Origin of the sequence: Rhodopirellula islandica (assembly GCF_001027925.1) — a bacterium.
GTDB lineage: Bacteria > Planctomycetota > Planctomycetia > Pirellulales > Pirellulaceae > Rhodopirellula > Rhodopirellula islandica.
Genome location: NZ_LECT01000003.1, coordinates 43,135 through 66,459, shown reverse-complemented (window position 1 = coordinate 66,459; position 23,325 = coordinate 43,135). Strand labels below are relative to the sequence as shown.

30 protein-coding genes are annotated in these 23,325 nt (G+C 57.0%); 22 read left to right on the top strand and 8 right to left on the bottom strand.

The window, feature by feature from the left end:
* Positions 1 to 568: 568 nt before the first annotated feature.
* The 3 genes from RISK_RS01105 to hemE form a co-directional block, all read right to left on the bottom strand.
* Positions 569 to 961, bottom strand: a complete 393-nt coding sequence (locus RISK_RS01105) for a GxxExxY protein (RefSeq protein WP_083434715.1) — start codon at positions 959 to 961, stop codon at positions 569 to 571.
* A 123-nt stretch (positions 962 to 1,084) separates the two neighbouring features.
* Positions 1,085 to 2,152 carry a molybdopterin-binding domain-containing protein gene (locus tag RISK_RS01100; protein WP_047812405.1) on the bottom strand — a complete coding sequence of 356 codons (1,068 nt, stop codon included), beginning with the start codon at positions 2,150 to 2,152 and terminating at the stop codon, positions 1,085 to 1,087.
* Positions 2,149 to 4,170, bottom strand: coding sequence for a uroporphyrinogen decarboxylase (gene hemE, locus RISK_RS01095; RefSeq protein ID WP_047812404.1), 2,022 nt, complete (start codon positions 4,168 to 4,170; stop codon positions 2,149 to 2,151). The genes RISK_RS01100 and hemE overlap by 4 nt, the downstream gene beginning before the upstream one ends.
* A 133-nt stretch (positions 4,171 to 4,303) precedes the next feature.
* On the opposite strand from hemE, the gene trmB reads away from it, so the two are divergent.
* Positions 4,304 to 4,966: a tRNA (guanosine(46)-N7)-methyltransferase TrmB gene (gene trmB, locus RISK_RS01090; RefSeq protein WP_047812403.1), complete on the top strand. Its 663-nt coding sequence runs from the start codon at positions 4,304 to 4,306 to the stop codon at positions 4,964 to 4,966.
* A 249-nt stretch (positions 4,967 to 5,215) separates the two neighbouring features.
* On the opposite strand, the gene RISK_RS01085 is transcribed toward trmB, so the two are convergent.
* Together RISK_RS01085 and RISK_RS01080 are read right to left on the bottom strand one after the other, a co-directional pair.
* Positions 5,216 to 6,004: an enoyl-CoA hydratase/isomerase family protein gene (locus RISK_RS01085; protein WP_047812402.1), complete on the bottom strand. Its 789-nt coding sequence runs from the start codon at positions 6,002 to 6,004 to the stop codon at positions 5,216 to 5,218.
* A gap of 52 nt (positions 6,005 to 6,056) precedes the next feature.
* The gene (locus tag RISK_RS01080; protein ID WP_047812401.1) at positions 6,057 to 6,959 is read right to left on the bottom strand and encodes a DUF72 domain-containing protein; all 903 of its coding nucleotides are present in this window, start codon (positions 6,957 to 6,959) and stop codon (positions 6,057 to 6,059) included.
* Between the two features lie 349 nt (positions 6,960 to 7,308).
* Here RISK_RS01080 and rpsL point away from each other — a divergent pair, with 349 nt between their 5' ends.
* The 3 genes from rpsL to fusA all read left to right on the top strand — a co-directional run bounded on the left by rpsL (position 7,309) and on the right by fusA (position 10,459).
* Entirely contained in the window at positions 7,309 to 7,674 is a 366-nt protein-coding gene (rpsL, locus tag RISK_RS01075) for a 30S ribosomal protein S12 (protein ID WP_007326865.1), read from the top strand.
* 74 nt (positions 7,675 to 7,748) lie between these two features.
* Entirely contained in the window at positions 7,749 to 8,222 is a 474-nt protein-coding gene (gene rpsG / locus RISK_RS01070) for a 30S ribosomal protein S7 (RefSeq protein ID WP_047812400.1), read from the top strand.
* A 62-nt stretch (positions 8,223 to 8,284) separates the two neighbouring features.
* Positions 8,285 to 10,459, top strand: coding sequence for an elongation factor G (fusA, locus tag RISK_RS01065; protein WP_047812399.1), 2,175 nt, complete (start codon positions 8,285 to 8,287; stop codon positions 10,457 to 10,459).
* Positions 10,460 to 11,029: 570 nt separating this feature from the next.
* Here fusA and RISK_RS01060 read toward each other — a convergent pair.
* The 3 genes from RISK_RS01060 to RISK_RS28860 all read right to left on the bottom strand — a co-directional run bounded on the left by RISK_RS01060 (position 11,030) and on the right by RISK_RS28860 (position 13,488).
* A complete protein-coding gene (locus tag RISK_RS01060) occupies positions 11,030 to 11,539 on the bottom strand; it encodes a DUF2760 domain-containing protein (RefSeq protein WP_236695925.1) in 510 nt (169 codons plus the stop codon).
* A 131-nt stretch (positions 11,540 to 11,670) separates the two neighbouring features.
* The gene (locus tag RISK_RS01055; protein WP_047812397.1) at positions 11,671 to 12,975 is read right to left on the bottom strand and encodes an aminotransferase class I/II-fold pyridoxal phosphate-dependent enzyme; all 1,305 of its coding nucleotides are present in this window, start codon (positions 12,973 to 12,975) and stop codon (positions 11,671 to 11,673) included.
* A 129-nt stretch (positions 12,976 to 13,104) separates the two neighbouring features.
* On the bottom strand, positions 13,105 to 13,488 hold the full coding sequence (locus tag RISK_RS28860; RefSeq protein ID WP_083434714.1) for a DUF2752 domain-containing protein: 384 nt from the start codon (positions 13,486 to 13,488) through the stop codon (positions 13,105 to 13,107).
* A 528-nt stretch (positions 13,489 to 14,016) separates the two neighbouring features.
* Here RISK_RS28860 and rpsJ point away from each other — a divergent pair.
* The 18 genes from rpsJ (at position 14,017) to rplR (ending at position 23,290) form a co-directional block, all read left to right on the top strand.
* Positions 14,017 to 14,343: a 30S ribosomal protein S10 gene (gene rpsJ, locus RISK_RS01045; RefSeq protein WP_083434712.1), complete on the top strand. Its 327-nt coding sequence runs from the start codon at positions 14,017 to 14,019 to the stop codon at positions 14,341 to 14,343.
* Positions 14,344 to 14,676: 333 nt separating this feature from the next.
* On the top strand, positions 14,677 to 15,363 hold the full coding sequence (gene rplC / locus RISK_RS01040; RefSeq protein ID WP_063838424.1) for a 50S ribosomal protein L3: 687 nt from the start codon (positions 14,677 to 14,679) through the stop codon (positions 15,361 to 15,363).
* An 11-nt stretch (positions 15,364 to 15,374) separates the two neighbouring features.
* Positions 15,375 to 16,043: a 50S ribosomal protein L4 gene (gene rplD, locus RISK_RS01035; protein WP_047812395.1), complete on the top strand. Its 669-nt coding sequence runs from the start codon at positions 15,375 to 15,377 to the stop codon at positions 16,041 to 16,043.
* A gap of 1 nt (position 16,044) precedes the next feature.
* Positions 16,045 to 16,368, top strand: a complete 324-nt coding sequence (gene rplW, locus RISK_RS01030; protein WP_047812394.1) for a 50S ribosomal protein L23 — start codon at positions 16,045 to 16,047, stop codon at positions 16,366 to 16,368.
* 97 nt (positions 16,369 to 16,465) lie between these two features.
* Positions 16,466 to 17,326 carry a 50S ribosomal protein L2 gene (gene rplB / locus RISK_RS01025; RefSeq protein ID WP_047812393.1) on the top strand — a complete coding sequence of 287 codons (861 nt, stop codon included), beginning with the start codon at positions 16,466 to 16,468 and terminating at the stop codon, positions 17,324 to 17,326.
* 34 nt (positions 17,327 to 17,360) lie between these two features.
* Positions 17,361 to 17,630, top strand: coding sequence for a 30S ribosomal protein S19 (gene rpsS, locus RISK_RS01020; RefSeq protein ID WP_007326800.1), 270 nt, complete (start codon positions 17,361 to 17,363; stop codon positions 17,628 to 17,630).
* Between the two features lie 60 nt (positions 17,631 to 17,690).
* Positions 17,691 to 18,053, top strand: a complete 363-nt coding sequence (gene rplV, locus RISK_RS01015; RefSeq protein ID WP_063838423.1) for a 50S ribosomal protein L22 — start codon at positions 17,691 to 17,693, stop codon at positions 18,051 to 18,053.
* Positions 18,054 to 18,149: 96 nt separating this feature from the next.
* Positions 18,150 to 18,860 (top strand): 30S ribosomal protein S3, encoded by a 711-nt coding sequence (gene rpsC, locus RISK_RS01010; protein ID WP_047812392.1) that lies wholly within the window; start codon positions 18,150 to 18,152, stop codon positions 18,858 to 18,860.
* On the top strand, positions 18,799 to 19,215 hold the full coding sequence (gene rplP / locus RISK_RS01005) for a 50S ribosomal protein L16 (protein WP_011121605.1): 417 nt from the start codon (positions 18,799 to 18,801) through the stop codon (positions 19,213 to 19,215). Before rpsC ends, rplP begins: the two co-directional genes overlap by 62 nt.
* 189 nt (positions 19,216 to 19,404) lie before the next feature.
* A complete protein-coding gene (gene rpmC, locus RISK_RS00995; RefSeq protein WP_047812391.1) occupies positions 19,405 to 19,611 on the top strand; it encodes a 50S ribosomal protein L29 in 207 nt (68 codons plus the stop codon).
* Positions 19,612 to 19,660: 49 nt separating this feature from the next.
* The gene (rpsQ, locus tag RISK_RS00990) at positions 19,661 to 20,014 is read left to right on the top strand and encodes a 30S ribosomal protein S17 (protein WP_047812390.1); all 354 of its coding nucleotides are present in this window, start codon (positions 19,661 to 19,663) and stop codon (positions 20,012 to 20,014) included.
* Between the two features lie 54 nt (positions 20,015 to 20,068).
* Entirely contained in the window at positions 20,069 to 20,437 is a 369-nt protein-coding gene (gene rplN / locus RISK_RS00985) for a 50S ribosomal protein L14 (RefSeq protein ID WP_047812389.1), read from the top strand.
* 80 nt (positions 20,438 to 20,517) lie between these two features.
* Positions 20,518 to 20,865 (top strand): 50S ribosomal protein L24, encoded by a 348-nt coding sequence (rplX, locus tag RISK_RS00980; protein ID WP_047812388.1) that lies wholly within the window; start codon positions 20,518 to 20,520, stop codon positions 20,863 to 20,865.
* A 67-nt stretch (positions 20,866 to 20,932) separates the two neighbouring features.
* A complete protein-coding gene (gene rplE / locus RISK_RS00975) occupies positions 20,933 to 21,514 on the top strand; it encodes a 50S ribosomal protein L5 (protein WP_047812387.1) in 582 nt (193 codons plus the stop codon).
* A gap of 96 nt (positions 21,515 to 21,610) precedes the next feature.
* Positions 21,611 to 21,796 (top strand): type Z 30S ribosomal protein S14, encoded by a 186-nt coding sequence (locus RISK_RS28855; RefSeq protein WP_053061012.1) that lies wholly within the window; start codon positions 21,611 to 21,613, stop codon positions 21,794 to 21,796.
* A 29-nt stretch (positions 21,797 to 21,825) separates the two neighbouring features.
* Positions 21,826 to 22,227 (top strand): 30S ribosomal protein S8, encoded by a 402-nt coding sequence (rpsH, locus tag RISK_RS00965; RefSeq protein ID WP_047812386.1) that lies wholly within the window; start codon positions 21,826 to 21,828, stop codon positions 22,225 to 22,227.
* 65 nt (positions 22,228 to 22,292) lie between these two features.
* Positions 22,293 to 22,838, top strand: coding sequence for a 50S ribosomal protein L6 (gene rplF, locus RISK_RS00960; protein ID WP_047812385.1), 546 nt, complete (start codon positions 22,293 to 22,295; stop codon positions 22,836 to 22,838).
* Between the two features lie 83 nt (positions 22,839 to 22,921).
* The gene (rplR, locus tag RISK_RS00955; RefSeq protein WP_047812384.1) at positions 22,922 to 23,290 is read left to right on the top strand and encodes a 50S ribosomal protein L18; all 369 of its coding nucleotides are present in this window, start codon (positions 22,922 to 22,924) and stop codon (positions 23,288 to 23,290) included.
* Positions 23,291 to 23,325 lie beyond the last annotated feature (35 nt).

Here is a 23,325-nt window from a genome sequence, read left to right as displayed (position 1 = left end):
ACTGTTTCTAGAACACTAATCGGCGCTAATCGCACACTCATCTCCGAGACAACCACGCCCAGTCCCCAACCATTAGTGTGCGATGAGTGAAGATTAGTGTTCCCCCTGCCTTCCGCCATTTCACCTCATGAGGTGTCCCACGAGCAGCACTCGTGAAGCACCAAACAGCGGCAGCCCCTCCAAGCGACCACACCTCTTGCACACGCTTCAGATAGCCTGCCGGATGAATTCAAAGAACACTAATCGACGCTAATCGCACACTAATCTCTGGGGCAACCACGCCCAGTCCCCAACGATTAGTGTGCGATGAGTGAAGTTTAGTGTTCCCCTCCCTTCCGCCATTTCACCTCATGAGGTGTCGCACGAGCAGCACTCATGAAGCACCAAACAGCGGCAGCCCCTCCAAGCGATCACACCTCTTGCACACGCTTCAGATAGCCTGCCGGATGAATTCAAAGAACACTAATCGACGCTAATCGCACACTCATCTCCGAGGCAATCCGACCCAATTCACAACCATTAGTGTGCGATGAGAGAAGATTAGTGTTCCCCCCCGGCGTCCACCACCTCAATGACTTCGTTGGGAATGCAAATCATCGATCACGAATCGCTTCCATTCCAAGTCACCTTTCTTTCCAAAGTTGATGAGGTAACCAACTCGCATCCGCGCGATTCGCATGTAGTTGAACAACTGAGCTTCATGTTCAGAGCAAAGTTCTTTCAAAGCCTTCAACTCCACCACGATTCCTCCGAAAACCAGCAAGTCTGGTCGGTACTTCGGAGTCAAAAGATGCCCCTTGAAATACACGCTTAGTTCAGCTTGGGCAACGAATGAGATCCCCCTCAATCCGAGTTCCACCTCCAAAGCGGACTGATAGATTTCCTCTGCCATTCCATAGCCAAGCTCGTTGTAGACCTCGAATGCGGCCCCCATCAGGTCGTAGCCTTCTTGCTTGAACACGACTCCCTCTCCATTGCATTTGCCAGAATTGTGGATTTTGCGTGAGCCTCGACCAACGAAACTCGAACGTTCGCTGAGCTCCCAATCGCTGACACGACTTTGACTCGAAGCCACAACGTCAACCTAGCAAATTGCCTGACCGGTCTCTCGAAGCACCTTTTGGAGCTGCTCGATGGCGGTGGGGGACTCGACTGACAGAGCGTCTGGCACTTGAAGTGGCAGGGTCACGGATCCGTCGCCTCGGATGACCATGGAAGTTGTCCAGGGACTCGCGGGCAAGAACGCTTTGGCCTGCTCCTCCCCTGGGTCATGCCCACCAATCTGAAGATCGACCGGTCGATCGCCGGACCTTCGATGCCCAATCCCCACCAACCGAATCACAGAAGTGGAATCGATTTCTGAACCAGACATCATCGGCGCAAGTGATTCATTCGTCCGCCAGGCATGAACGCTTCGCAGCGTCGCAGCGGGATCCAAGGTCACGCAAACACAGCGAGCCAACTCGTTGCGGCGGCGGATGATTCGCGCCACCATCGCGGCGGTCATCTCCGCTTCGTCCGCGTCAAACGCTCCGGGACCGATCACGATCGCCGCGTACTGACTGTCGCGAAAATGCGAAGACCGAGTCTGGAACTCCGAACCTTCTTCGGTCGCCTCCGGGTGCTCGATTGCGTGATGCATCCGCCCCGCGAAATCGGCCGTCCATCGTTCCCAACGCTTCCCATGGCGTTTGCCAACCGATGCACCGGAACCAACGGACTCCAAACGCAGCTTCTCTTCCAAACGAGGCCAAGCCGGATTGACTTCGCCGATCAACCAAACCAAGTCGGCATGCGCGACGACCTCGGACAGCGTTGCTGCAACGATTCCATCACGACGTGTGACCGTCCCGATGGCCTGGACCGAGGGATCTGATTCGATTTCGACTGCGATCGCACCGTCGGATTGCCACTGGACCAATTGCCGAGCCGCGACCAAATCCACGCCCGAAGTGATCACGCGAATGGGTTGCTCACAGGCAGCAATCGGGGCCAACGTCGCCTCGTCTGCGCGAGCCATTTGGTTCATCAACGAACCTGCCGACTCGGCGATCTCGCACCCGTTTGCTTGAACCGATCCGTCCGCATTCACCACGACATCGTCGCAGTGCAGTGGACACAACGGGCAAACGACACGAGACGGTTCGCTCACGAATCCGTTCCACCATCTTCGGCTGAGAAATCATCTCGCACCGAGAGTTCTTTCACGGCCTTGACCAACTCAATGGCATTCTCAACCGGCGTTTGCTGCAACACGCCATGGCCGAGATTGAAGATGTGTCCGGGTCGACCGCCGGCCTTGTTCAAAACATCTTGCACTGCCGCGCGAATGGTCTTGGCATCGGTCAGCAACACCGACGGGTCCAAGTTGCCTTGGACGGAGATGTCATGCCCAACACGTTTCCAAGCCACATCCAGTTCGATTCGCCAATCGACTCCCACCACGGTGCGACGATCGCCACGCAGCAAGGGCAACAACTCCGGATTGCCGGTTGCAAAGTTGATCAAGGGCACGCCGGGAGTCACGCCTTCCAAAATGCGTTTCATCCATGGCAACACAAATTCGCGGTAGTCGGCTGGTGACAAACAACCCGCCCAACTGTCGAACAATTGCACACACTGGGCTCCGGCGGCAACCTGCTCATTCAGATAAACGATGATCGCGTCGGTCAAACGATCCATCAGTGCGGCCCAGCCACCATCGGCAGCACGCATCAAAGCTTTCGTGCTGCTGTATTGCCGGCTGCCCCCACCTTCAATGGCATAACTGGCCAGAGTGAACGGAGCCCCCGCGAATCCGATCAACGGGATGCCTTCGGGCAGGTCCGCTCGCGTTTGCTTGACCGTCTCATAGACGAAGCCGAGGTCCTGCGGGTTGTCGAGGCCTTTGACCCGGTCCACATCCGCCGCCGAACGAACCGGATTGTGGATGACTGGGCCGTCGCCTTTGACGAACTCCAAATCGAATCCCATCGGGACCAAAATCGGCAACAAGTCCGAAAAGATGATTGCCGCGTCGACATCGAGCTTTTCGACCGCGGTGCACATCACTTCGCTGCACAACTTGGGATTGGCGCAGAGTTCCAAAAACGATTGCTGCGAACGAACGGCGCGGTACTCCTGCATGTAGCGACCGGCTTGCCGCATCATCCAAACCGGTGTGCGAGGCGTGGGCTCACCACGACAGGCACGCATGAACAAACTGGACTGGGAGGGGTGGTCATCGATGGCAGGCATGGGCGTCTTGCTAGCAGAAATGAGACTGGAATCATCTGCCCGCAGAGAGACAGACGTTTGAGAGTTGGGCGTTCGAGTGGCCGACGATTCAGATCGAACCTCGTCGACCAAGCGTTTGGCATCGCGAGCCGCCTCACTGACCAGGTGCCCCATCTTGGGATGCGACGGTTCCATCGCGATGGCCAGATCATGCTCTCGCAACATGTCGCTGGTGGTGGGCCCGATCGACACGATCGCCGTCTTGGACAACCCCTCACGAAGTGAATCGGTGATCCCGAGTTCTTCGCCCATGCGGAGCAAGTTGACGACTTGGTGAGCACTCGTGACCAGCAAGATGTCTCGTTCGCCTTCCGCGAGCGCCAGCGTGTTGGCCTTCAGAGGCTGTGTGTCTTCGGGGAATTCCCAGCCGTAAACTTTGACCGATTCGGCGATCGCACCGCGAGCTTCCAAGCCGGCGATCAACTGCGTGTTGCTGACGCCGTACTCTTGGATTCCGATTGTCTGATTGGCGATGGGGATGCCAGCGTCAATGGTTTGCAACAGTTCCCGCCAGGTGTTCGGCTCCGGCACGCGGTGAGTGGGCTTCAGTCCAAACTCTCGCATCACCGCCACCGGTTTCGGGCCCCGGCAGATCGTCGTGATATCGCTGAGAGCATCGATCAGACGCTGTTGTTCGACGTGCTTTTCGGTGGCTTTGAGCAGGTACCGAAATCCCACGCCGGTCATCAAAATCACGATGCTGATGTCGCCCGTGATGATCCGATAGGCAAAGTCGATCGCCGCCCGATTGGGTTCGATCGGCACCTCCCGCATCGATGGGCTGACAAAGGCGTCGCCCCCGAATTTGCTGATCAGCCGCGTCATGTCGTCGGCCCGTCGGCTTTCCAAAGCGGCCACGCGAAGTCCATCGAAATTATTTGTCGTCGCAGCCATGCAGGTGCTGGATCCGTTAGGGGGAGGCAAATCGAGCCGGGAAGAAAGCGGGAAGGCAAGATTGTAGAGATTTTGCGTCGCGTTACGATGACGGCAGACCGTCTTTCGCCTTTCCCTCAACAGCTTCGTTCGCATGCCTCGCGCCGCCCTCCGAAAACCCAACCCCGCCTTGGACCTGGATTCCTGGCTGAAAACGCCCGAGGATTTGCCGGCAGTGATCAACAGCCAATCGCTATTCGGCAACGATCAACCGCTGGAAATCGAAGTCGGCAGCGGGAAAGGGCTGTTCATTCAGACGGAATCCGATCGTCGCCCCGAGCACAATTACTTCGGGATCGAAATCGCTCGCAAATACGCCGCTCACGCCGCCGCCAGGCTGGCCAAACGAGAGCGAGCCAACGCAAAGATGCTGGCCGGCGACGCCACCCCGCTGTTTGCGGTCACCGACGAGGGCAAACGAATCGAAGACGGATCGCTGGAAGCCGTTCATGTTTACTTCCCCGATCCGTGGTGGAAAAAACGGCACCGAAAACGTCGCGTCCTCAGTCACGACAACATTCTCAACTTCAGTCGCTGCCTCCGCGTCGGCGGCCGGCTGCATTTCTGGACGGACGTGTTGGATTACTTTGAGCTGACCGTGGAATTGATCGCCGAAATCGCACCGGAACTGGGCGTGCCGTTGCCGGAAACTCAGCGGGAATCCACCCACGACCTGGACTTCCACACCCACTTCGAACGCCGCAGTCGCAAGATGGGCATTCCGGTCTACCGAGTTTGCTACCGCAAACGCATCTGACTGGTACCTCGCCAACTAGCTCTCCGTCATAACCCGAAGCGGAATCGAGTTGCGTTGATTCCCTCGCTCACCGGCTTGTTGATTCACTCGAGTTCACAACCCGATGCGTGAGCGAGGGACCCACAGGCTCGTTGCGATCCCTCGCTCACGCTATGGGTTAGGATTCAATCAACAGGCCGTCACGCGTCGGGTTATGAAAACGCGGCAATCCTCCACCTAGTTGACGCAGCCCAGCTATCCACCAGCCAACTACGGCCAGCTTGGCTTGCGTTTTTCCAGGAACGCGGCAACCCCTTCGGCGGCGGATTCCGTCGTGCAAGCGGACGCACTGTCCGCGGCCGCGGCCGAGATCTGAGTCAGCAACGCTTCGCCGACGCTTTCATTGAGCAATCGCTTGGACGCCTGGACGGCTTCGGAAGGCCCTTCGCTGCAGCGCGCCGCCCACTCGCTGGCCACCACCCAAACTTGGTCCGACACCACCGGCGATTGGCACAGCAAATTCAAGCGTTGGGCTTCGTTGGCATCAATGGTTTCGCCCGCCAAAGTCAGCCTGGCAGCGGCGGCCGCGCCAACCCGAAAGGACAACAACGCCGTCGTCACGCCTCCGACCAAGCCACGGCGAGCGGCGTCAGCAGCGAAGGTCGCTCGCTTGCTGGCAACGCACAGGTCCGACGCCAGCATCAGGGCGAAACCGGCTCCAATCGCGGCGCCGTCCACCGCCGCGATGATGGGCTTGGGGAATCGCAGCATCTTCTCGCAGGTCTCGGAAACCGCTCGCCAGTATTCGAACCATTGCTGCATCCGCTCGGACTCGGGCAAATCCGCGATCTGTTGGAACACTTGCAGGTCAACTCCCGAGCAAAAGTGATCACCTCGCGAGGACAGCACGACCGCCCGAACACGCTTCTCTTGATGCACATCACCGAGAGCTTCGTTGAGATCAAACAGCAACCCGGGACTGAGCGCGCCATGCTTTTCCGGCCGATCCATCAACACGGTTGCCACGTTGTTGTGAATTCGAACATCCAGATGTTGCATGAGAAAACCCTGAGAGGAGAAGCCGATTGAAAGTGCGCCGCAACAGATTGGCTCAATCCAGCAGCGAAAGTTGTTCGGGAGATTGTGGAGGGCGGGGCAGGGTGAAGTCCACACCGGGCATCTCGCCGGCCAATTTTGCGAGCAACAACTCAGCAAACCGAGGTGCCAAGCGATCATCAGGCGTGTGAGTGAACACGATCGGACGCAACCCCGCCTCCACCCAGCCGACCAAGATCGGCAACCATTGATCCAGAAACGATTGAGTCAATTCAATTCGATTGCGTCCCACGATGCGAAGCATTGGACGCTGACCAGTGACGGTTTGCCGAACCGGCGTTTGTGGCTTGCGAACCTGCGACTTTTCTTCGATGGCATCTTCTGGCGGCGATTGAAACAGCGGCCGACTGTCGAAGGTGACCTTGTCAATTTGCAGGTCTCTCAGAAGCTCGTTCACGCGTGCTTCCTGGTCCCCGGAATCAAACCAATCGTGATGCCGCAACTCAACCGCCCAGGGCAATTCACGCGGCAAACGGCGGAGAAACCGAGCCAGCACTGGCAACCGATCCGGACCAAACTGGGGCCCCAACTGCAAGAACGTCGGCCCCAACCGATCCGCTTGGGCAATCACTCGCAACCGCGATAAGAATTCTCGCACTTCCTCGTCACAGTCCTGCAGCATGCTGTCGTGGGAGATTCGCTTGGGAAATTTGAAGCAAAACTCAAATCCCTCAGCTGCCTGCTCGGCCCAACCGCGAAAAGTGGACTCGCTGGGGACCGCATAAAACGTGCTATTTCCCTCGACGGTGTTGAACGTCCGCGTGTACCACGCAAGCCATTCGCTCCGCGGGGTCTTGGAGGGATAAACCACGCCAGCCCAACCGTCGCAGGCCCAGACCGGAGCCCCGACCGAAAGCGGCCACTTCGGTGACGAAAGGATTTCGCGAGGCTGGTTCACAAGGTCACCAAGAGTCAAAAGCAAAAAACATGGATGGTGGCGACGGCAAGGACAATCGTTCTACAACGAGACCTGTTTCCTCGGCAAATCATCCTGCCACAGCGAAGAAAACTGGGGAACACTCCACACCCAGACGAAAAGAGATTCATTCGAAGCCACGCGATTCGCGAAGCTTTGTCACGACATCGGGATGGGGAGTCCTTGCAAACGCCCCAGAATGCCACCAGAATGCGTTTCAACCGCATTTCGGCCTTGACAGAAATGGCACAGCCGCCATACTTCGCCGCTTGCAAAAATCTCGGCCCAAGTTGCGTGCCGCGACACATCACCGTTCAATTGCATTGTTTTCATGCCAACCATCAATCAACTCGTCCGCAAAAACCGGAAGCAGAAGAAGAGCCAGAGCAAGTCGCCGGTTCTCGAGAAATGCCCTCAAAAACAGGGTGTTTGCCTGCAAGTCCGGACCATGACCCCCAAGAAGCCAAACTCGGCTCTGCGGAAAATCACCCGGGTTCGATTGAGCAACGGCAAAGAAGTCACGGTTTACATCCCCGGCGAAGGCCACAACCTGCAAGAGCACTCGATCGTGCTCGTTCGCGGTGGCCGCGTTCGCGATTTGCCCGGTGTTCGTTACCAAGTTGTTCGCGGTTCACGCGATGCACTGGGTGTCGATGGCCGCAAGCAATCCCGCAGCCGTTACGGAGCCAAGAAGTAAAGCTTCGGCTTTCCTCTTCTCGGCATCCGTCGTTTCCAACCCACCCATTCCCTTCGTAGCTCGATCTGACATTCATGGGACGCATCACTTCCAGCCGCTCGCAACTCAAAGGCGACCCGCGGCACCACTCGTTGCTGGCTAGCAAATTCATCAATTGCTTGATGCTGGACGGAAAGAAGACCACCGCTCAGCGAGTCTTCTACGATGCCCTGGATGAGATTGGCAAACGCCACGAAGGCGAAGAGACTCCCATCGAAGTCTTCGAAGCAGCCCTGGAAAACATCAAGCCTTACATCGAAGTTCGCAGCAAGCGAGTCGGTGGTGCCAGCTACCAGGTCCCAATGCAAGTCAACAAGGCTCGCCAACAGAGCCTCGCGATTCGCTGGATCCTGTCCGCTGTCCGCGACAAAAAGGGCCGCCCAATGGCCTTGAAACTGGCCGATGAACTGCTGGCTGGCTTCAAGAAAGAAGGCGCCGCTTACACCAAACGCGAAAACACGCACCGCATGGCTGACGCCAACAAGGCATTCGCTCACTTCGCTTGGTGATCTGCCGCGAACGTCTGAATTCATATTCAGCCGCTACGCGCAACGCCCTCTAACGTTCACAATTGGTCGCGATTCGGCTCTGCCGGATCGCGATTTTTCTTTGCGCACCCGCCCCAAACCGCTTCCCACCGCACCGACTCGCCATGGCCGCCGACATATCCAAGATTCGCAACATCGGTATCATCGCCCACATCGACGCGGGGAAAACCACCGTCACTGAGCGAATGCTTTACCTCAGCGGGGCGAAACACCGGGTCGGCCGAGTGGACCACGGCACCACCGACACCGATGACGACCCCGAGGAACAAGAACGCGGCATCACGATCTTCAGCGCCTGCGTGAAGTACGCCTGGGGCGACTACAACATCAACCTCCTCGACACGCCCGGACACGTTGACTTCACCGCCGAAGTGGAACGCTGCCTCCGAGTCCTCGACGGGGCCGTGGTGGTCTTCTCTGCCCGTGAAGGCGTGGAAGCCCAAAGCGAGACCGTCTGGCGCCAGGCCGACCGCTACGAAGTCCCACGGATCGTCTTCATCAACAAAATGGACCGCGAAGGCGCCAGCTTCGAGACCGTCTTCAACGACATCGGACCACGACTCGGCGGGCGACCAGTCGCGGTGGAACTGCCGGTCGGAGAAGGCCCCGCCCACGTCGACAACCCGTTCCGCGGCGTGATCGACCTGGTCGACATGAAACTCCTGCAGTTCGACCCAGAAACGGAAGGCAAGCAGATCACAGAGACCGAACTGCCCGCCGAACTCGCCGACGACGCTGCAATCTGGCGAGAACAGATGATGGAGGCGGTCTACGAAATCAGCGAAGAGGCCATGGCCCTCGCGATGGAGGAAAAGGAAATCCCTCGCGAAGTCATCCTGGCAGCACTCCGACACGGCTGCCTGGAACGAATCATCCAACCCGTCTTCTGCGGCTCGGCACTGCATGGCATCGGAGTCCAACCCCTGATGACCGGCGTCGGAAACTTCCTGCCCAGCCCCCTGGACCGCCCGCCCGTTGAAGGCCACGACCCCAAAAAACCAGACCAAACGCTCTCGCGAAACCCAGACCCCAAAGAGCCTTTCTGCGGACTCGTCTTCAAGATCCTGCCCGCCAAAACGGGCGACAACTACTGGATCCGGATCTACAGCGGGGAGCTCAAACAAAACTCACGGGTGCAGTGCCCCAACCGAGACAAAAAGGAAAACATCGCCCAAATCTGGCAAATCCACGCCTCCAAAAAGGAACGCGACGGACAAGTGGACTCCGTCGGTGCAGGCGACATCTGCTGCGTGATCGGCCCCCGATTTGCCATCACAGGCGACACCGTTTGCGACACCAAAGAGACGATCGAACTGCCCAGCATCAAGTTCGCCGAAACAGTGTTGTCCATGGCAATCGAACCGGAGAGCACTGCCGACCGAAAGAAACTCGAAGAAACACTCGACATGCTCCGCCGACAGGACCCAACCTTCCGAGCGATCGACAACGAAGAGATCGGGCAAACGATCATCAGCGGGATGGGCGAACTCCATCTCGAGGTCATCCAGCACCGCCTGACTCGCGACTTCGGATTGAACGTCAAGTTCTACAAACCTCGCGTGAACTACCGTGAAACCATCGGCGGCAAAGCCGAAATCGTCGGCCAATGCAACCGAGTGGTCGGATCCACACAAATGTTCGCTCGCCTGAAAGTGAAGATCAGCCCCACCGAAACCCCATCCGACCCTGTCGTCGTGTTCGACCGACTCCCGCCCGACGTCGGCCTCCCCAACGCCGTCCGTAGCGCCGCCATCGAAGAACTCCGCGACCGAGCAGAAGGCGGCGGGATGATCGCTGGCTTCCCGCTCTCGGGCGTCCGAATCGATGTGCTGGACGCGGAAATGGCAGAAGAAGGCAGCGACGAAGTTGCCTTCCGAATCGCTGCCGGCGACGCCTTTGAAAGCGGACTGCAAGCGGCAGGCCCCGTGCTACTCGAACCCGTCATGCGAGTCGAAGTCACCACGCCAGAAGACTACATGGGGGAGATCGTGGGCGACCTGCAGCAACGCCGCGCCATCATCGCCTCCACCGAAAGCCGTGGAGCCATGACCGTGATCACTGCCCACGCTCCACTCAAAGAGATGTTCGGCTACTCCGGAGCCGTACGAAGCCTCAGCCAAGGCCGAGCAGGAAGCAGCATGGAACCCTACGGCTACCAAGCAGCTCCCCAAGAAGACGCGGACAGCTTCCAGTACTAAGCACGTCGGCAGAAATGATCGGACAAAACGATGTGAGCCGCTTGGGCGTTCGCCTGGGCTGCTGAACGTTTGGGCTGGAGAGCATTGTCGCTTGCACAAGTTTTCATCCCGGCAGGGATGCAAGATGGTAGCCGCCGGTAAGCGATAGCGCCACCGATGGACATGCAAACCCCACGGCGGGACGGAGAGTCTCTCGGGAGGCACGGTTTCCGGGGGTGTGCTGCTACGCAGCGCCCCCACCTAACCGAGGCCGCGCAGCGCTTCAGTGCCGACCCAGCAACGACTTGCAGCACAATGGTGGCGGGCGTCTGGGTATCGCCCCGGATGGGGCCGTCATGGTTAGCTCGGGGCGGAAGCCCCGAGAGACCGATGCCGGAAAACAAACGGTCGCCCCGGATGGGGCCGTCGTGGGAGTTGGGGCGTCCCTCGCTCGCGCTTCGGGTTGTGATTGGTGGTTGCTGCAGAAACCCGCCAAAACCCAGCACCAAAAAACTGCACGACCTCGAAGTTGGGAGGGGTCGGAAAACGAGCGTTCAGCGAGCTTTCCGGGGGAGGGCATCGCGCGACGAATCAGGGAGCCTGAACCTGCGCCGGAGCAATCACCAACGCGTCGTCGGCACTGCCTGACCAAGCGGGCAACTGAACCTGAGTGGCAACCCAACCATGATGAACCACCTTGCCCTGCGAGGCACCACTGGACTCACCCACCCAGCGCAAACGAGCGGAGGAAGTGGACGCATCCACCGGAAGCACCTGCCCGTCACCCACTTCCACGAGCGGAACGATCCCCAACAACCGATCCAGCGTTTGACGGCACTGTTTCAAACACGGGCGAGCCGCCGCACCAACCTGATCGTCCGCGTACTGATCCAGATTCTCATGGATCAGATCGACCAAACGAGCGTCCCGCTGAAGCGCCGCCAACAACGTGACAGCATCGCTTTGAGCAGACTCCCGCGGGGCGCCCCCCACCGGTTCTTTCCCCACGACTGCCGGCGTGGATTCCGCCACTGACTGCGACGCCAAATCGACGCCATCCAGAGCCAGCGCGACGCGCTCGGCGACTTGACGGTCAAACATCGCTTTCCAAAAAGCTCTCAGAGCCAAACCCAAACGCATCTCGATGTCACCTCAAGAACCAACCACGACCCAAACCGGCCGACCAACACAAACCATCGCGCCCGGCAAACCCCAGCACGAATAAAAAACGACTACGAAGCCGACGAGGCGACCGAATCAGCACCCTTCCTACCGGGCGACAAACACTTCCCGATCTGCCGGACCGCCTGCCGCAACCGATGCTCATTCTCAACCAATGACATCCGCAAATAGCCTTCTCCAGCCGCACCAAAGCCACTGCCTGGGCTGACAGCAACGTTGCCTTCCTCCAGCAACTTCATCGCGAAATCCATCGTGCTCATCTGACTCTTCCAAGGCTCCGGCACCTCTGCCCACACGAACATGCCTGCCTTGGGCGGATTGACATTCCACCCCAGTCGACGCAAACCGCTGACCAGCACATCACGCCGGCCTTGGTAAACCTGCGACTGCTGCAAAACAGTTGCCTCGGTCTCACGGAGAGCAACGATCGCCGCGATCTGAATGGCCTGGAACATGCCGTAATCGTAGTAACCTTTGATGGTACCCAACCCACGGACCATGTCCGCATTCCCAGCACAGAAACCAACACGCCAACCGGCCATGTTGTACCCCTTGCTCATCGTCGTGAACTCAACGCCCACGTCCTTGGCCCCAGGCGCCGACAGAAAACTCGGCGGCACATAGCCATCGAAAGCCACGTCGGCGTAAGCGAAGTCATGAATGACCATCAAGCCGTACTTCTTCGCCAGCCGAACGACCTCGACAAAGAAGTCCGCTTCGATCACAGCCGACGAAGGGTTGTGGGGATAATTGACGATCAAAACCTTCGGGCGAGGCGTCAAATTCTCGCAGGTGTAGGCCACATTACTCAGGAACTTATCCGGATCCGCGACGTCCAGCGCCACAACATTTCCGGAAGCCAGAATCACGCCGTACATGTGAACCGGGAAATAGGGCGAGGGAATAATCGCCGTGTCACCAGGCCCCATCAGAGCCAAACACATGTGCGAGAAGCCCTCCTTGCTCCCCAAACAAGCGATGATCTCGCCTTCTGGATCCAAGCTCACACCGTATTTTCGGTGATATTTGCTGGCCACCTCACGACGCAAATTCGTGATCCCGTTGGATTTGCTGTAACCGTGATTGCCAACATCCGACGCCGCGTCAGTCAGCTTCTGAATCACGACCGGGTCCGGCGGATCCGAGGGATTCCCCATCCCAAGATCGATCACATCGTCTCCCGCACAACGCTTCTGGTACAGCAAACTGTTGATGCGACCAAACATGTACGGCGGCAAGCGATCGACTCGCGAGGCCATCTTCACTTCAAATTCCGCTGGCTCTGGATCCGTCGTGGGCGAATCGATTGCAGGAGCGTCGATGTTGGGCGTGTCGGGATTGAAGGTGTCACTCATTTTGACGCCAAGAGGGAAATTGCCAGGAAAAAACCAAACTCGCCAGCCACTGAGTGACCGACACGGGCGGCATTCTCTCACGCACCCGCCACTTTCGTGTAGGGGGAATCAAACTTTTGACTGGAAAATTCAATCCAACTGCAATCGAACAAGCCATTCAACCGCACTGAGAACACCAATCAACACGACACCAAACCCCATCCACCAGTTCGCCTCAACGGACGGACGACGCCCGCTCCAGGCCACACGAACCGCCACCAGCAACAACAAAAACACAAACAAACCAAGCAGCATCCCCGAAACATTCGCCTGCGCAGACGCAACCAACTCACCCCTTGTCAACCAACTCCACGACGTCGTCATTCCACACGCAGGACACCGCACCCCAAACAGCAAACGCATGGAACAGGGCGGCAACCCCAATTGCTGATGAGTCCCCAAACCTGCCGAGGAAGGCGACAAACAACGCGAGACACCCAACAAGCCGCCGCCGACCAAAAAGCCAGCAACCATCAAGCCCCGAAAGCCCCACCCACAACGATTCGCTGACAACCCAAACACAGACACCCCCAATGAAACACAACCTACCCACGCACACCGACTGACCCAGAACGACAAGACCCGGAACAACAAGACACAGCACAGCAAGACCGAACTAGGAAACGCAAGACAAAACCCCGCAAGCACCCACCCCAAGCACGCCCGAAACGCCACCTCACCCCACCCCGCTTCGTCGATTCACGACAACTCCCGCAACACCGACTCAAGGAACCGCAGGAAACGCGACGATGACCATTGCCTCGGTTGACCCAAACGTCAACAACGGCGGGTTCCGCGAAGCACCAAACACGCCTCCCAGCGTCGATTAAGGCCAAACACCCCCGCTGCCAAGTTCAATCCTGGCAAATTCGACGGCTTTTTTTAATCAATTGTTCAAAAGCCGTTGACGCTCAATGACGTCAGCCGTACATTCTCGCCTCCTCACAGCAAAGTTGCGGTGAGGAATTGACTCATTTCTCGTTCACGACTTGGAAGTAAGCAGTGTCAACCGGCCCCAGCGAAGTCATCCGCATTCGAATGGAAGCGTACGACCATGCCGTGCTGGACCAGAGTGCCCGCGACATTGTCGATACCGTCAAAGCGACCGCCAGCATCGTGCATGGCCCCATCCCTTTGCCAACTCGAATCGAAAAATACACAGTCCTGTCGAGCCCCTTTGTCAACAAGAAGGCTCGCCAACAATATGAAATCCGAACGCACAAGCGTTTGGTGGACATCGTTCAGGCATCCGCCAAGACGATCGAAGCACTCAACAAGCTCAGCCTGCCGGCTGGTGTCGATATCAAAATCAAGGCGTCCGCCCGCTGATTGGTCGACAATCGCATTTCGCAACCCCGGCATTCAACTGACAAAGAGCCGACACTGATCCAGCACTCACAGGAAACCCTGCGAGCAAGACCAGCTCTCCACCGGCCTCCCCGTCAGGACAAGATCGGACCCCACGGCAACAAGCCACTTCACCGGGGACCGACTCAAGTTACCCATCACACACACGAATTGGTCACGGTTTTCCGCATGGACGGATGTCGCGACGAAATCACTCAGCCCCGGCACTTGCCGACCAACTGAGTCGATCGTCACGAAAGTCTCGGAACTCCTAACGAATCGCACATCGCTCGCTAACCGCGGGCAGGAACTGTTATGTCACCATCTATCCTTGGCCGTAAAATCGGGATGACTCAGATCTTCCTGGAAGACGGAACCGCTGTTCCCGTCACGGTCGTGCAAGCTGGCCCTTGCCACGTGCTGCAAGTCCGCAGCAAAGATCGCGACGGCTACGAAGCTGTTCAACTGGGTTTCGAAGACAAACCTCGCCGCTTGGCCAAACGCAGTGAGCGTGGCCAAGTCGCTACCATCGAAAGCAAACGCTCCAAGAAGCGCTCCGCCGCTGGCATCGAAGCTCCCACCAAGCCAGACTGCGAACCACAGCGATTCATCCGCGAGTTCCGTGGATCAGCCGACGCCACTGTCGGCGACACCCTGACCGTTGAGCAATTCAACGAAGTCAAAAAGGTGGATGTCACCGGCACCAGCAAAGGACGTGGCTTCGCCGGCGTCATGAAACGCCACAACTTCGCTGGCCAACGTGCCACGCACGGTGTGAAGAAGTGCCACCGCCACGCTGGTGGTACAGGCATGAGTGCGTCACCGAGCCGAACATTCAAAGGCAAACGAATGGCTGGCCAGTACGGCAACGCCAACGTCACCACACGCAACCTCGAAGTCGTCCGCGTCGACGCAGAAAACAATCTGCTCATGATTCGCGGTGCGGTTCCTGGCCCCAACGGCGGCTTTGTCTCGATTCGTCAAACCAACAAAGTCGGCTGAGGAATACACACATGGCAAACCTACCTATCCTCGACGCATCCGGCAAAGAAGTCGGGCAGTACGAGATCGACACCGAACAAATCGCCAACCGAGTCAGCAAGCAGTTGCTGCACGACGTGGTGGTCATGTACCAAGCCAACAAACGCCAAGGCTCGCACAACACGCGAACCCGTGGCCAAGTCAGCGGCACCAACAAAAAGATGTACCGCCAAAAAGGAACGGGCAACGCTCGGGCCGGCTCCAAGCGAACCAATGTTCGCCGTGGTGGTGGCGTCGCACGCACCGTCAAACCTCGCGATTACAGCTACCGCCTGCCCAAGAAGGCGATCAAGATCGCCACTCGCATGGCCATCCGCTCTCGCATTGACGATGGCGAAATCGTGATCATCAACGAAATCAAGCTGGACGCACCCAAAACCAGCCAAATCGCTCAGATCCTCAAGAACCTGGGCCTGGACAAGACCACCACGTTGATCGCCACTGCCAACGATGACCAAGTCATCTTCAAGAGTGGCCGCAACATCAGTGGCGTGACGGTTGAACCCGTTCGCCAACTGAACGCACTGACTCTGCTGACTCCGAAACGAGTGCTCTTCACACAAGAAGCTCTTGATCGAGTCAAAGACGGCACATTCGCCGGTTCCACCCAGAACACCAACGAAGCGGAGGCAGCGGCCTAACATGTCTGCGATCCAACCACCCAAACCCGTTGAACGCAAGATCGAACTGGAACCCCACCAGGTCTTGCTCAAACCGCTCGTGACCGAAAAAGGTGTGCACCGCGCGACCCGGAACAACCAATACGCGTTCCAGATCCACCGCGACGCAACCAAGCTCGACGTCAAAAAGGCTGTTGAACATCTGTTCGACGTCAAAGTCGTCAAGGTCCGCACCCAAACCCGCAAAGGGAAAGCCCGCCGGTTCCGCCACAAAATCGGCCGCACCAGCGACTGGAAAAAGGCGATCGTGTCACTCCACGAAGATCACCGAATCGACTTCTTCTAGGACACAGTGAAGAGCATTGGGTTCACCCAAGTTCTGACACCGATCACCACAAAACACTTCCCCGCACAGAAACAGCTCGCACGAAAAAGCGATACTCATGGGCATCCGAATCTACAAGCCGACCAGCGCCGGCCGACGCAACGCGTCGGTCAGCGACTTCAAGGAACTGACGCCTGGCTACAAGCCAGAACGTTCCTTGCTGCGTCCAAAAAGCAAAACCGGCGGACGGAACAACCAAGGCAAGATCACCTCACGTCACCGTGGTGGTGGACACAAGCAAAAGTACCGTGTCATCGACTTCCGTCGCGTCAAAGACGGCATGGTTGCAACGGTTGACTCGGTTCAATATGACCCCAACCGCACAGCTCGGATCGCATTGCTGAAGTACCCTGACGGTGCCAAGCTTTACGTGATCGCACCAACGGGCGTTGCCGCTGGCGACAAACTGCAAAACGGCCCCGACGCTCCTCCCGTGGTCGGCAACTGTCTGCCACTGAAGAACATCCCGTTGGGCACCTCGGTCTGCTGCATTGAAATGCGAGCCGGACGCGGAGCAGTGATGTGCCGCTCAGCGGGAACACAAGCCACCCTTCAAGCCCGCGAAGCCGATTGGGCTCAGCTGCTGTTGCCCTCTGGCGAAGTCCGCCGAGTGCCCAGTGCATGCCGTGCAACGATTGGCCAAGTTGGCAACAGCGACCACATGAACGTCGTCCTCGGTAAAGCGGGCCGCTCACGCTGGCTCGGTCGCCGACCTCACGTTCGTGGTACTGCCATGAACCCAGTCGATCACCCGCACGGTGGTGGTGAAGGCCGAACCAAGGGTGGACGTCACCCGGTCAGCCCATCAGGCAAGAGTGCCAAGGGCGGACGCACGCGTCAGAAACGCAAACCAAGCAATTCGTCGATCGTTCGCCGACGCAAGAGTCGTCGCTACGGTCAATTGAAACTCCACAAGTAGGCCACCCTTTCAGCGGCAACTCCGGTAAAAAATCATGAGTCGAAGCAGTAAGAAGGGTCCTTTTGTTGACCCGAAAGTCTTTTTCAAAGTTCAGAAAGCAGCCGAAACTGGCTCCAAAGAACCGATCAAGACATGGGCGCGATCTTGCACGATCGTTCCAGAATTCGTGAACGTCACGTTCATGGTTCACAACGGACGCCAGCACATCAAAGTGTTGGTGACCGAAGACATGGTGGGTCACAAACTCGGCGAGTTTGCTCCCACACGGACCTTCAAAGGTCACGGCGGCAAGGGTAAACGCTAATCCAAAGCGGCCCTCCATCCGGTTGGTGAAATTCACGAGTCAAACGATCTAGCGACAGACATGTCTCAATTCAACGCATATCATAAGAACGCCCGCATCAGCGCACAAAAGGTGCGCCTGGTTGCCGACTTGGTTCGAGGCATGTTTGCCGACGAAGCCTTGGACACCCTGAAGTATCAGCCCCAACGTGGAGCTCGAATGCTTGAGAAGGTGATCAAGAGTGCTGTCGGGAACGCTCAAGACCCAGATCAAAACAGCGGCCGAAGTCATCGCATCGAGGAGTTGGTCATCACCGACGTCCGCGTTGATGGCGGACCGATGTTCAAACGTATTCAACCGCGTGCTCGCGGGATGGCGTTCATGATCAAGAAACGCTCCAGCCACATTCGTGTGGGCCTGACACACATCGAAAGCGTCGAGTGAAATGACTCGCACGAGCAACTTGCTCTGTGATTCACTCTGACACCTGATACAACACCGTTTATTCAACTCCCTGCCTTAAGCACTCAGCACTCTCCCATGGGTCAAAAAGTCAATCCGATTGCGTTTCGTACCGGCGTCACCCGTGGTTGGGGAAGTCGTTGGTATGCCTCGAAGCAGGATTTTGCGGACCTGCTGGTGGAAGATCGCAAGATTCGCGAGTTCATCACCAAGCACCCGAAGAAATCACAATACAAAAGTGCGGGCATCGATCGCATCGAGATCGAACGCACCCGCGATGAAGTACGGGTGATGCTGTTTGTCGCTCGCCCAGGTTTGATCATCGGCAAGAAGGGCCAGGAAATTGAGATCCTGCAAGCCGAACTGCAGAACCTGGTCGGACGTCGCATCAACCTGAAAGTGGAAGAAGTGGGCCGACCTGAACTGCAAGGTCAGTTGGTCGCCGAGGACATCGCTCAGCAACTGGCAAAGCGATCCAGCTTCCGACGCACAATGAAACGAATGCTCGAACAGACGATGGACGCCGGTGCCAAAGGCATCAAAATCCAAATGGCAGGTCGACTGGGCGGTGCCGAAATGGCCCGTCGCGAAAAGCAAAGTGCTGGCTCAATTCCATTGAGCACGCTACAAGCCAAGATTGATTACGGATTCACCGAAGCGATGACGCCACAGGGGCACATCGGGATTCAAGTGTGGATTAACCAAGGTACTTACGGAGACGACAACGATGGCGCTGATGCCCAAACGGGTCAAGCATCGAAAAAGCCAAAGAGGTCGTATAAAAGGTAACGCGACTCGCGGCAATACGGTCGTCTTTGGTGACTATGGTATCCAATCATTGGATGCCGGCTGGATCAAAGCTACGACAATCGAGGCCGGACGAATCGCTGCCCAGCAATACGTTCGCGGCCAAGGCAAGCTCTATATCCGAATCTTTCCCGACAAGTCTGTGACCAGCACTCCGCTGGAAACACGGATGGGGAAAGGTAAAGGGGAGCCTGACTTTTGGGCCGCGGTCGTCAAGCCGGGAACCATTTTATACGAACTCAGTGGCGTGACCGAACAACAAGCCAAGGTGTGCTTTGCGCGTCTGGCGAGTAAGATGCCGGTCAAAGTCCGATTTGTCGAACGTCGCTCTGCTTGATCGCAAGGCGATCCGGTAGATCGGCGGGTTGATGACAGGGTTCGCCCGAGAGACTTCAACCTACATGAACAACGTGAATGATCGAAACATCGATTGTTCCGTTGATCGGGGTTACGGAGTCAAACGGCTTGCAACCCAGACGATTCTGGCCTTTGAACGATTCATCCCCTTTGACCTTTGTCTAATTCGATGACCAAACTGACCGAACTTCGCGAAATGAGCGACGAACAGCTCGACGCGACTGCGACTGAAGCCGCCGAAACATTGTTTCGCCTGCGGTTCCAATCACAGTCCGAGCGTTTGAACACGCCCAGCGAAATCAAGAAGAACCGAAAAACGATCGCTCGTGTCAAGACGATCCAAACAGAACGTCAACTTGCTCAACCGCAAGCTTAATTGACTTCTCAAACTCACCCATCCATTCACTGCACGTCCACCTAGCACCATGCCCAAACGCGTCGTAGCCGGAATTGTGACCAGCGACAAAATGAGCAAGACGCGTCGCGTCGAGATCGCTCGTTTGGTCAAGCATCCAAAATACAAGAAGTACATTCGCCGCCGCACGGTGTGTCACGTTCACGACGAGAACAATGATTCGGGTGTTGGCGACAAGGTCGAGATCATTGAATCGGAACCATTGAGCAAACTCAAACGCTGGCGTTTGGTTCGCGTGCTCGAAAAGAGCACCGCCGTGGACGTTGTCGCTTTGCGTGCTGCTCGTAAGAATGCCGAAGCCGAAGGCTTGGCCGCAGCTCACGCTGGTGAACCCGAAGCAGAATCGACCGCCACGGACGCTTAATCGCAACCTCCTCCACACAATCGTCCAACGTTTTTGTCGTTGAAGTAAACAGATATGATCCAACAAGAATCCCGCCTCGATGTCGCCGACAACACTGGTGCTCGAGAAGTCATGTGCATCAAGGTGCTCGGCGGCAGTCGGCGTCGTTTCGCCACTGTTGGCGATGTGATCGTTTGCAGCGTCAAGAGTGTGATTCCGGGCAGCGAAGTGAAGAAGAAGGCCGTTGTGCGTGCCGTGATCGTTCGCGTGAAGCAGCCCACCCGTCGTCCTGACGGAAGCTACATTCGTTTCGACTCCAACGCAGTTGTGTTGGTCGACAAAGACCGCAACCCTCGAGGCACTCGCATCTTTGGTGCCGTCGCTCGTGAGTTGCGAGAAAGCAACTTCATGAAAATCGTCAGCCTCGCCAACGAGGTGGTCTGACCCGACTGCTCAACCTTCCGTTGAGTCATCGGTCGAAACCACCACCATTCGCAAACAAATTATCGCTCAAAGTTACTACCATGAAATTTCGCGTTGACGATGAAGTCATTGTGATTGCCGGAGCTGACAAAGGTCATCGCGGCAAAATCTTGAAAGTCGATCGCGACAAAGAAAAGGTCGTTGTCGAAGGTGCTGCCCGCGTGTGGAAACACGTTCGGCAAAGCCAAAAGAACCCACAGGGCGGCCGCTTGAACAAAGAGATGCCCATGAGTGCGAGCAACGTCATGTTGGTCGACCCATCGACCGGCAAACCAACCCGCATCGGAGTCCGTTTCCTGGACGACGGCAGCAAAGAGCGTTTCGCGAAAGCCAGCGGCGATAGCCTCGGGCAAATCGCGCCAGCCAAAGCTTCCAAAGCATCCAGCTGATTGACGACCTCCACCACACACACCTTACCCTATTGGCCGTTTCTTCCTCGGCGGCGCAGTGCCTAACATGTCCAGCTACATTCCACGAATGCAACAGCGATACGACGAATCCGTTCGTGCCGCTATGACAGAAACGTACGGCTACAAGAACGTGCACCAAGTGCCACGTCTGCTGAAGATCAGTATGAACATGGGTGTTGGTGCCGCAGTCGGCGACAAGAAAGTCCTTGACTTGGCCATCGATTCGATGACTCAGATCTCCGGCCAAAAGCCTGTCACGACCATCGCTCGAAAATCCATCGCAGGTTTCCGCCTGCGTGAGGGAATGCCAATCGGCTGCATGGTGACGATCCGTCGCCAACGCATGTACGAATTCCTGGACCGCATGGTTTCCATTGTCCTTCCTCGTGTCCGTGACTTTCGCGGGATCAGCCGCAAGGCGTTCGATGGAAACGGCAACTACACCCTGGGACTCAACGAACAACTCGTTTTCCCAGAGCTGAACCCAGACAAATTCATTCGTCCACAAGGGATGAATGTCAGCTTTGTTACCTCGGCAAACACCGATGACGAAGCTCGAGAACTGTTGCGTTTGTTCGGCATGCCGTTCAAACAACCCAAAGAAAAAGAACAGGCCGGCGCGGCCTGATCCGGTTCCCCCCGGAACCACCCCATCGTTTTATTTCAATTCGTCGCACGTCTCTCGCTTGAGACGCTCCCCGATTCGTACACCGCAGGTCCTTTCGTGGCAAGCAAATCCAAGGTCGCCAAGGCGCTTCGCACGCCTAAATTTTCATCTCGAAAAGAGAACCGATGCAAGTTTTGCGGTCGTCCACGTTCGGTGTACCGCAAATTCGGTTTGTGCCGAATTTGTTTCCGTGAGAATGCCAATGCGGGATTGATCCCTGGCGTTCGCAAGAGCAGCTGGTGAGCTTGGATATTTAAAGGGAAACCACAGCCATGATGACCGACCCCATTGCCGACATGCTCACCCGAATCCGCAACGCAGTACGCGTTGAGCGACCGTTCGTGGACATCCCCGCCAGCCGCGTGAAGCGTGGTGTGGCCGATGTTCTCAAACGGGAGGGATTCATCTGGGACTGGAAAGAAGAAAAACTGGAAGAAGAGCCAGTTGGCTTTCTTCGCTTGGAACTGAAATACGGTCCCAACGGAGAACGCGTGATCCAGTCCATCCGCCGAATCAGTAAGCCCGGCCGTCGCCTGTACAGCCGCAGCAAAGAACTCAAACCCGTGCTGGGTGGTTTGGGAATCCGAATCATCAGCACCAGCAAAGGTGTGATCAGCGATCGCGAAGCACGCCGCGAAAAGATCGGCGGCGAAGTGCTCTGCGAAGTGTCTTGATTGACACTCGTTGACTCCCAACTTGCCAAACCATTCATATTCTCCCCGTACATTTGTAATCAGCCATGAGCCGCATTGGTAACAAGCCAGTCGCGATCCCCGCCGGTGTGACGATCAGCATTGCTGACCGCAACATTGATGTGGAAGGTCCCAAGGGCAAACTGTCGTTCAAACATCGTCCAGAAGTGACGGTTGCGGTCGATAGCGAAACGAACCAAGTCATTGTGTCGCGTGATGTTGACGATCGTCCATCGCGAGAATTTCATGGCCTGACCCGTGCGATCGTCGCGAACATGATGGTCGGCGTGAAAGAGGGTTACGAAAAGAAGCTCGAAATCGTCGGTGTCGGTTACCTGGCATCGATCAGCGGTGACACGTTGCAACTCCGCGTTGGTTATGCCAACGAATTGCATCGCAAGATCCCTTCCGACCTGACGGTCAGCTGCCCCGACCAGACTCACGTTGTGATTCAAGGTTGTGACAAACAAAGCGTCGGCCAATTTGCCGCCGAAATTCGATCACTTCGGAAGCCTGAGCCTTACAAGGGCAAAGGGATTCGCTATCAGGGCGAACAAGTCAAGATCAAACCAGGTAAGTCGGCCACCAAGTAGGTTTGCCGTCGCATTTGGCGGGGCGTCGCTCCGCTGTTCCCATTCATTTCATCCGTTCACAACGATCATCGTGGGTCGTCACTATGGACAAGAATAAAAAACTCCAAAGCAAACGCCTGCGTCGCCGGCGCCATGTTCGCAACAAGTTGCGAGGCAACGCCGACCAGCCACGTTTGTGCATTCAGCGCACGCTGAAGCACTTTGCTTGCCAGGTCGTGGATGACCAAGCGGGCAAGACCATTTTCAGTGCGAGCACACGTGACAAATCGGTCCGTGAACAGGTCAAAGCGGGTGGCAACTGTGACGCCGCAGCCTTGATTGGTAAGCTGGTCGCAGAGAAAGCTGCTGAGGCGGGTGTCAAAGCCGTCAAGTTGGATCGTGGTCACAACAAATACCACGGCCGAGTCAAAGCATTCGCAGATGCCGCTCGCGAAGCTGGCTTGCAGTTTTAATTTTCCCATCCCGCGACATTCATCGCAACGAATCA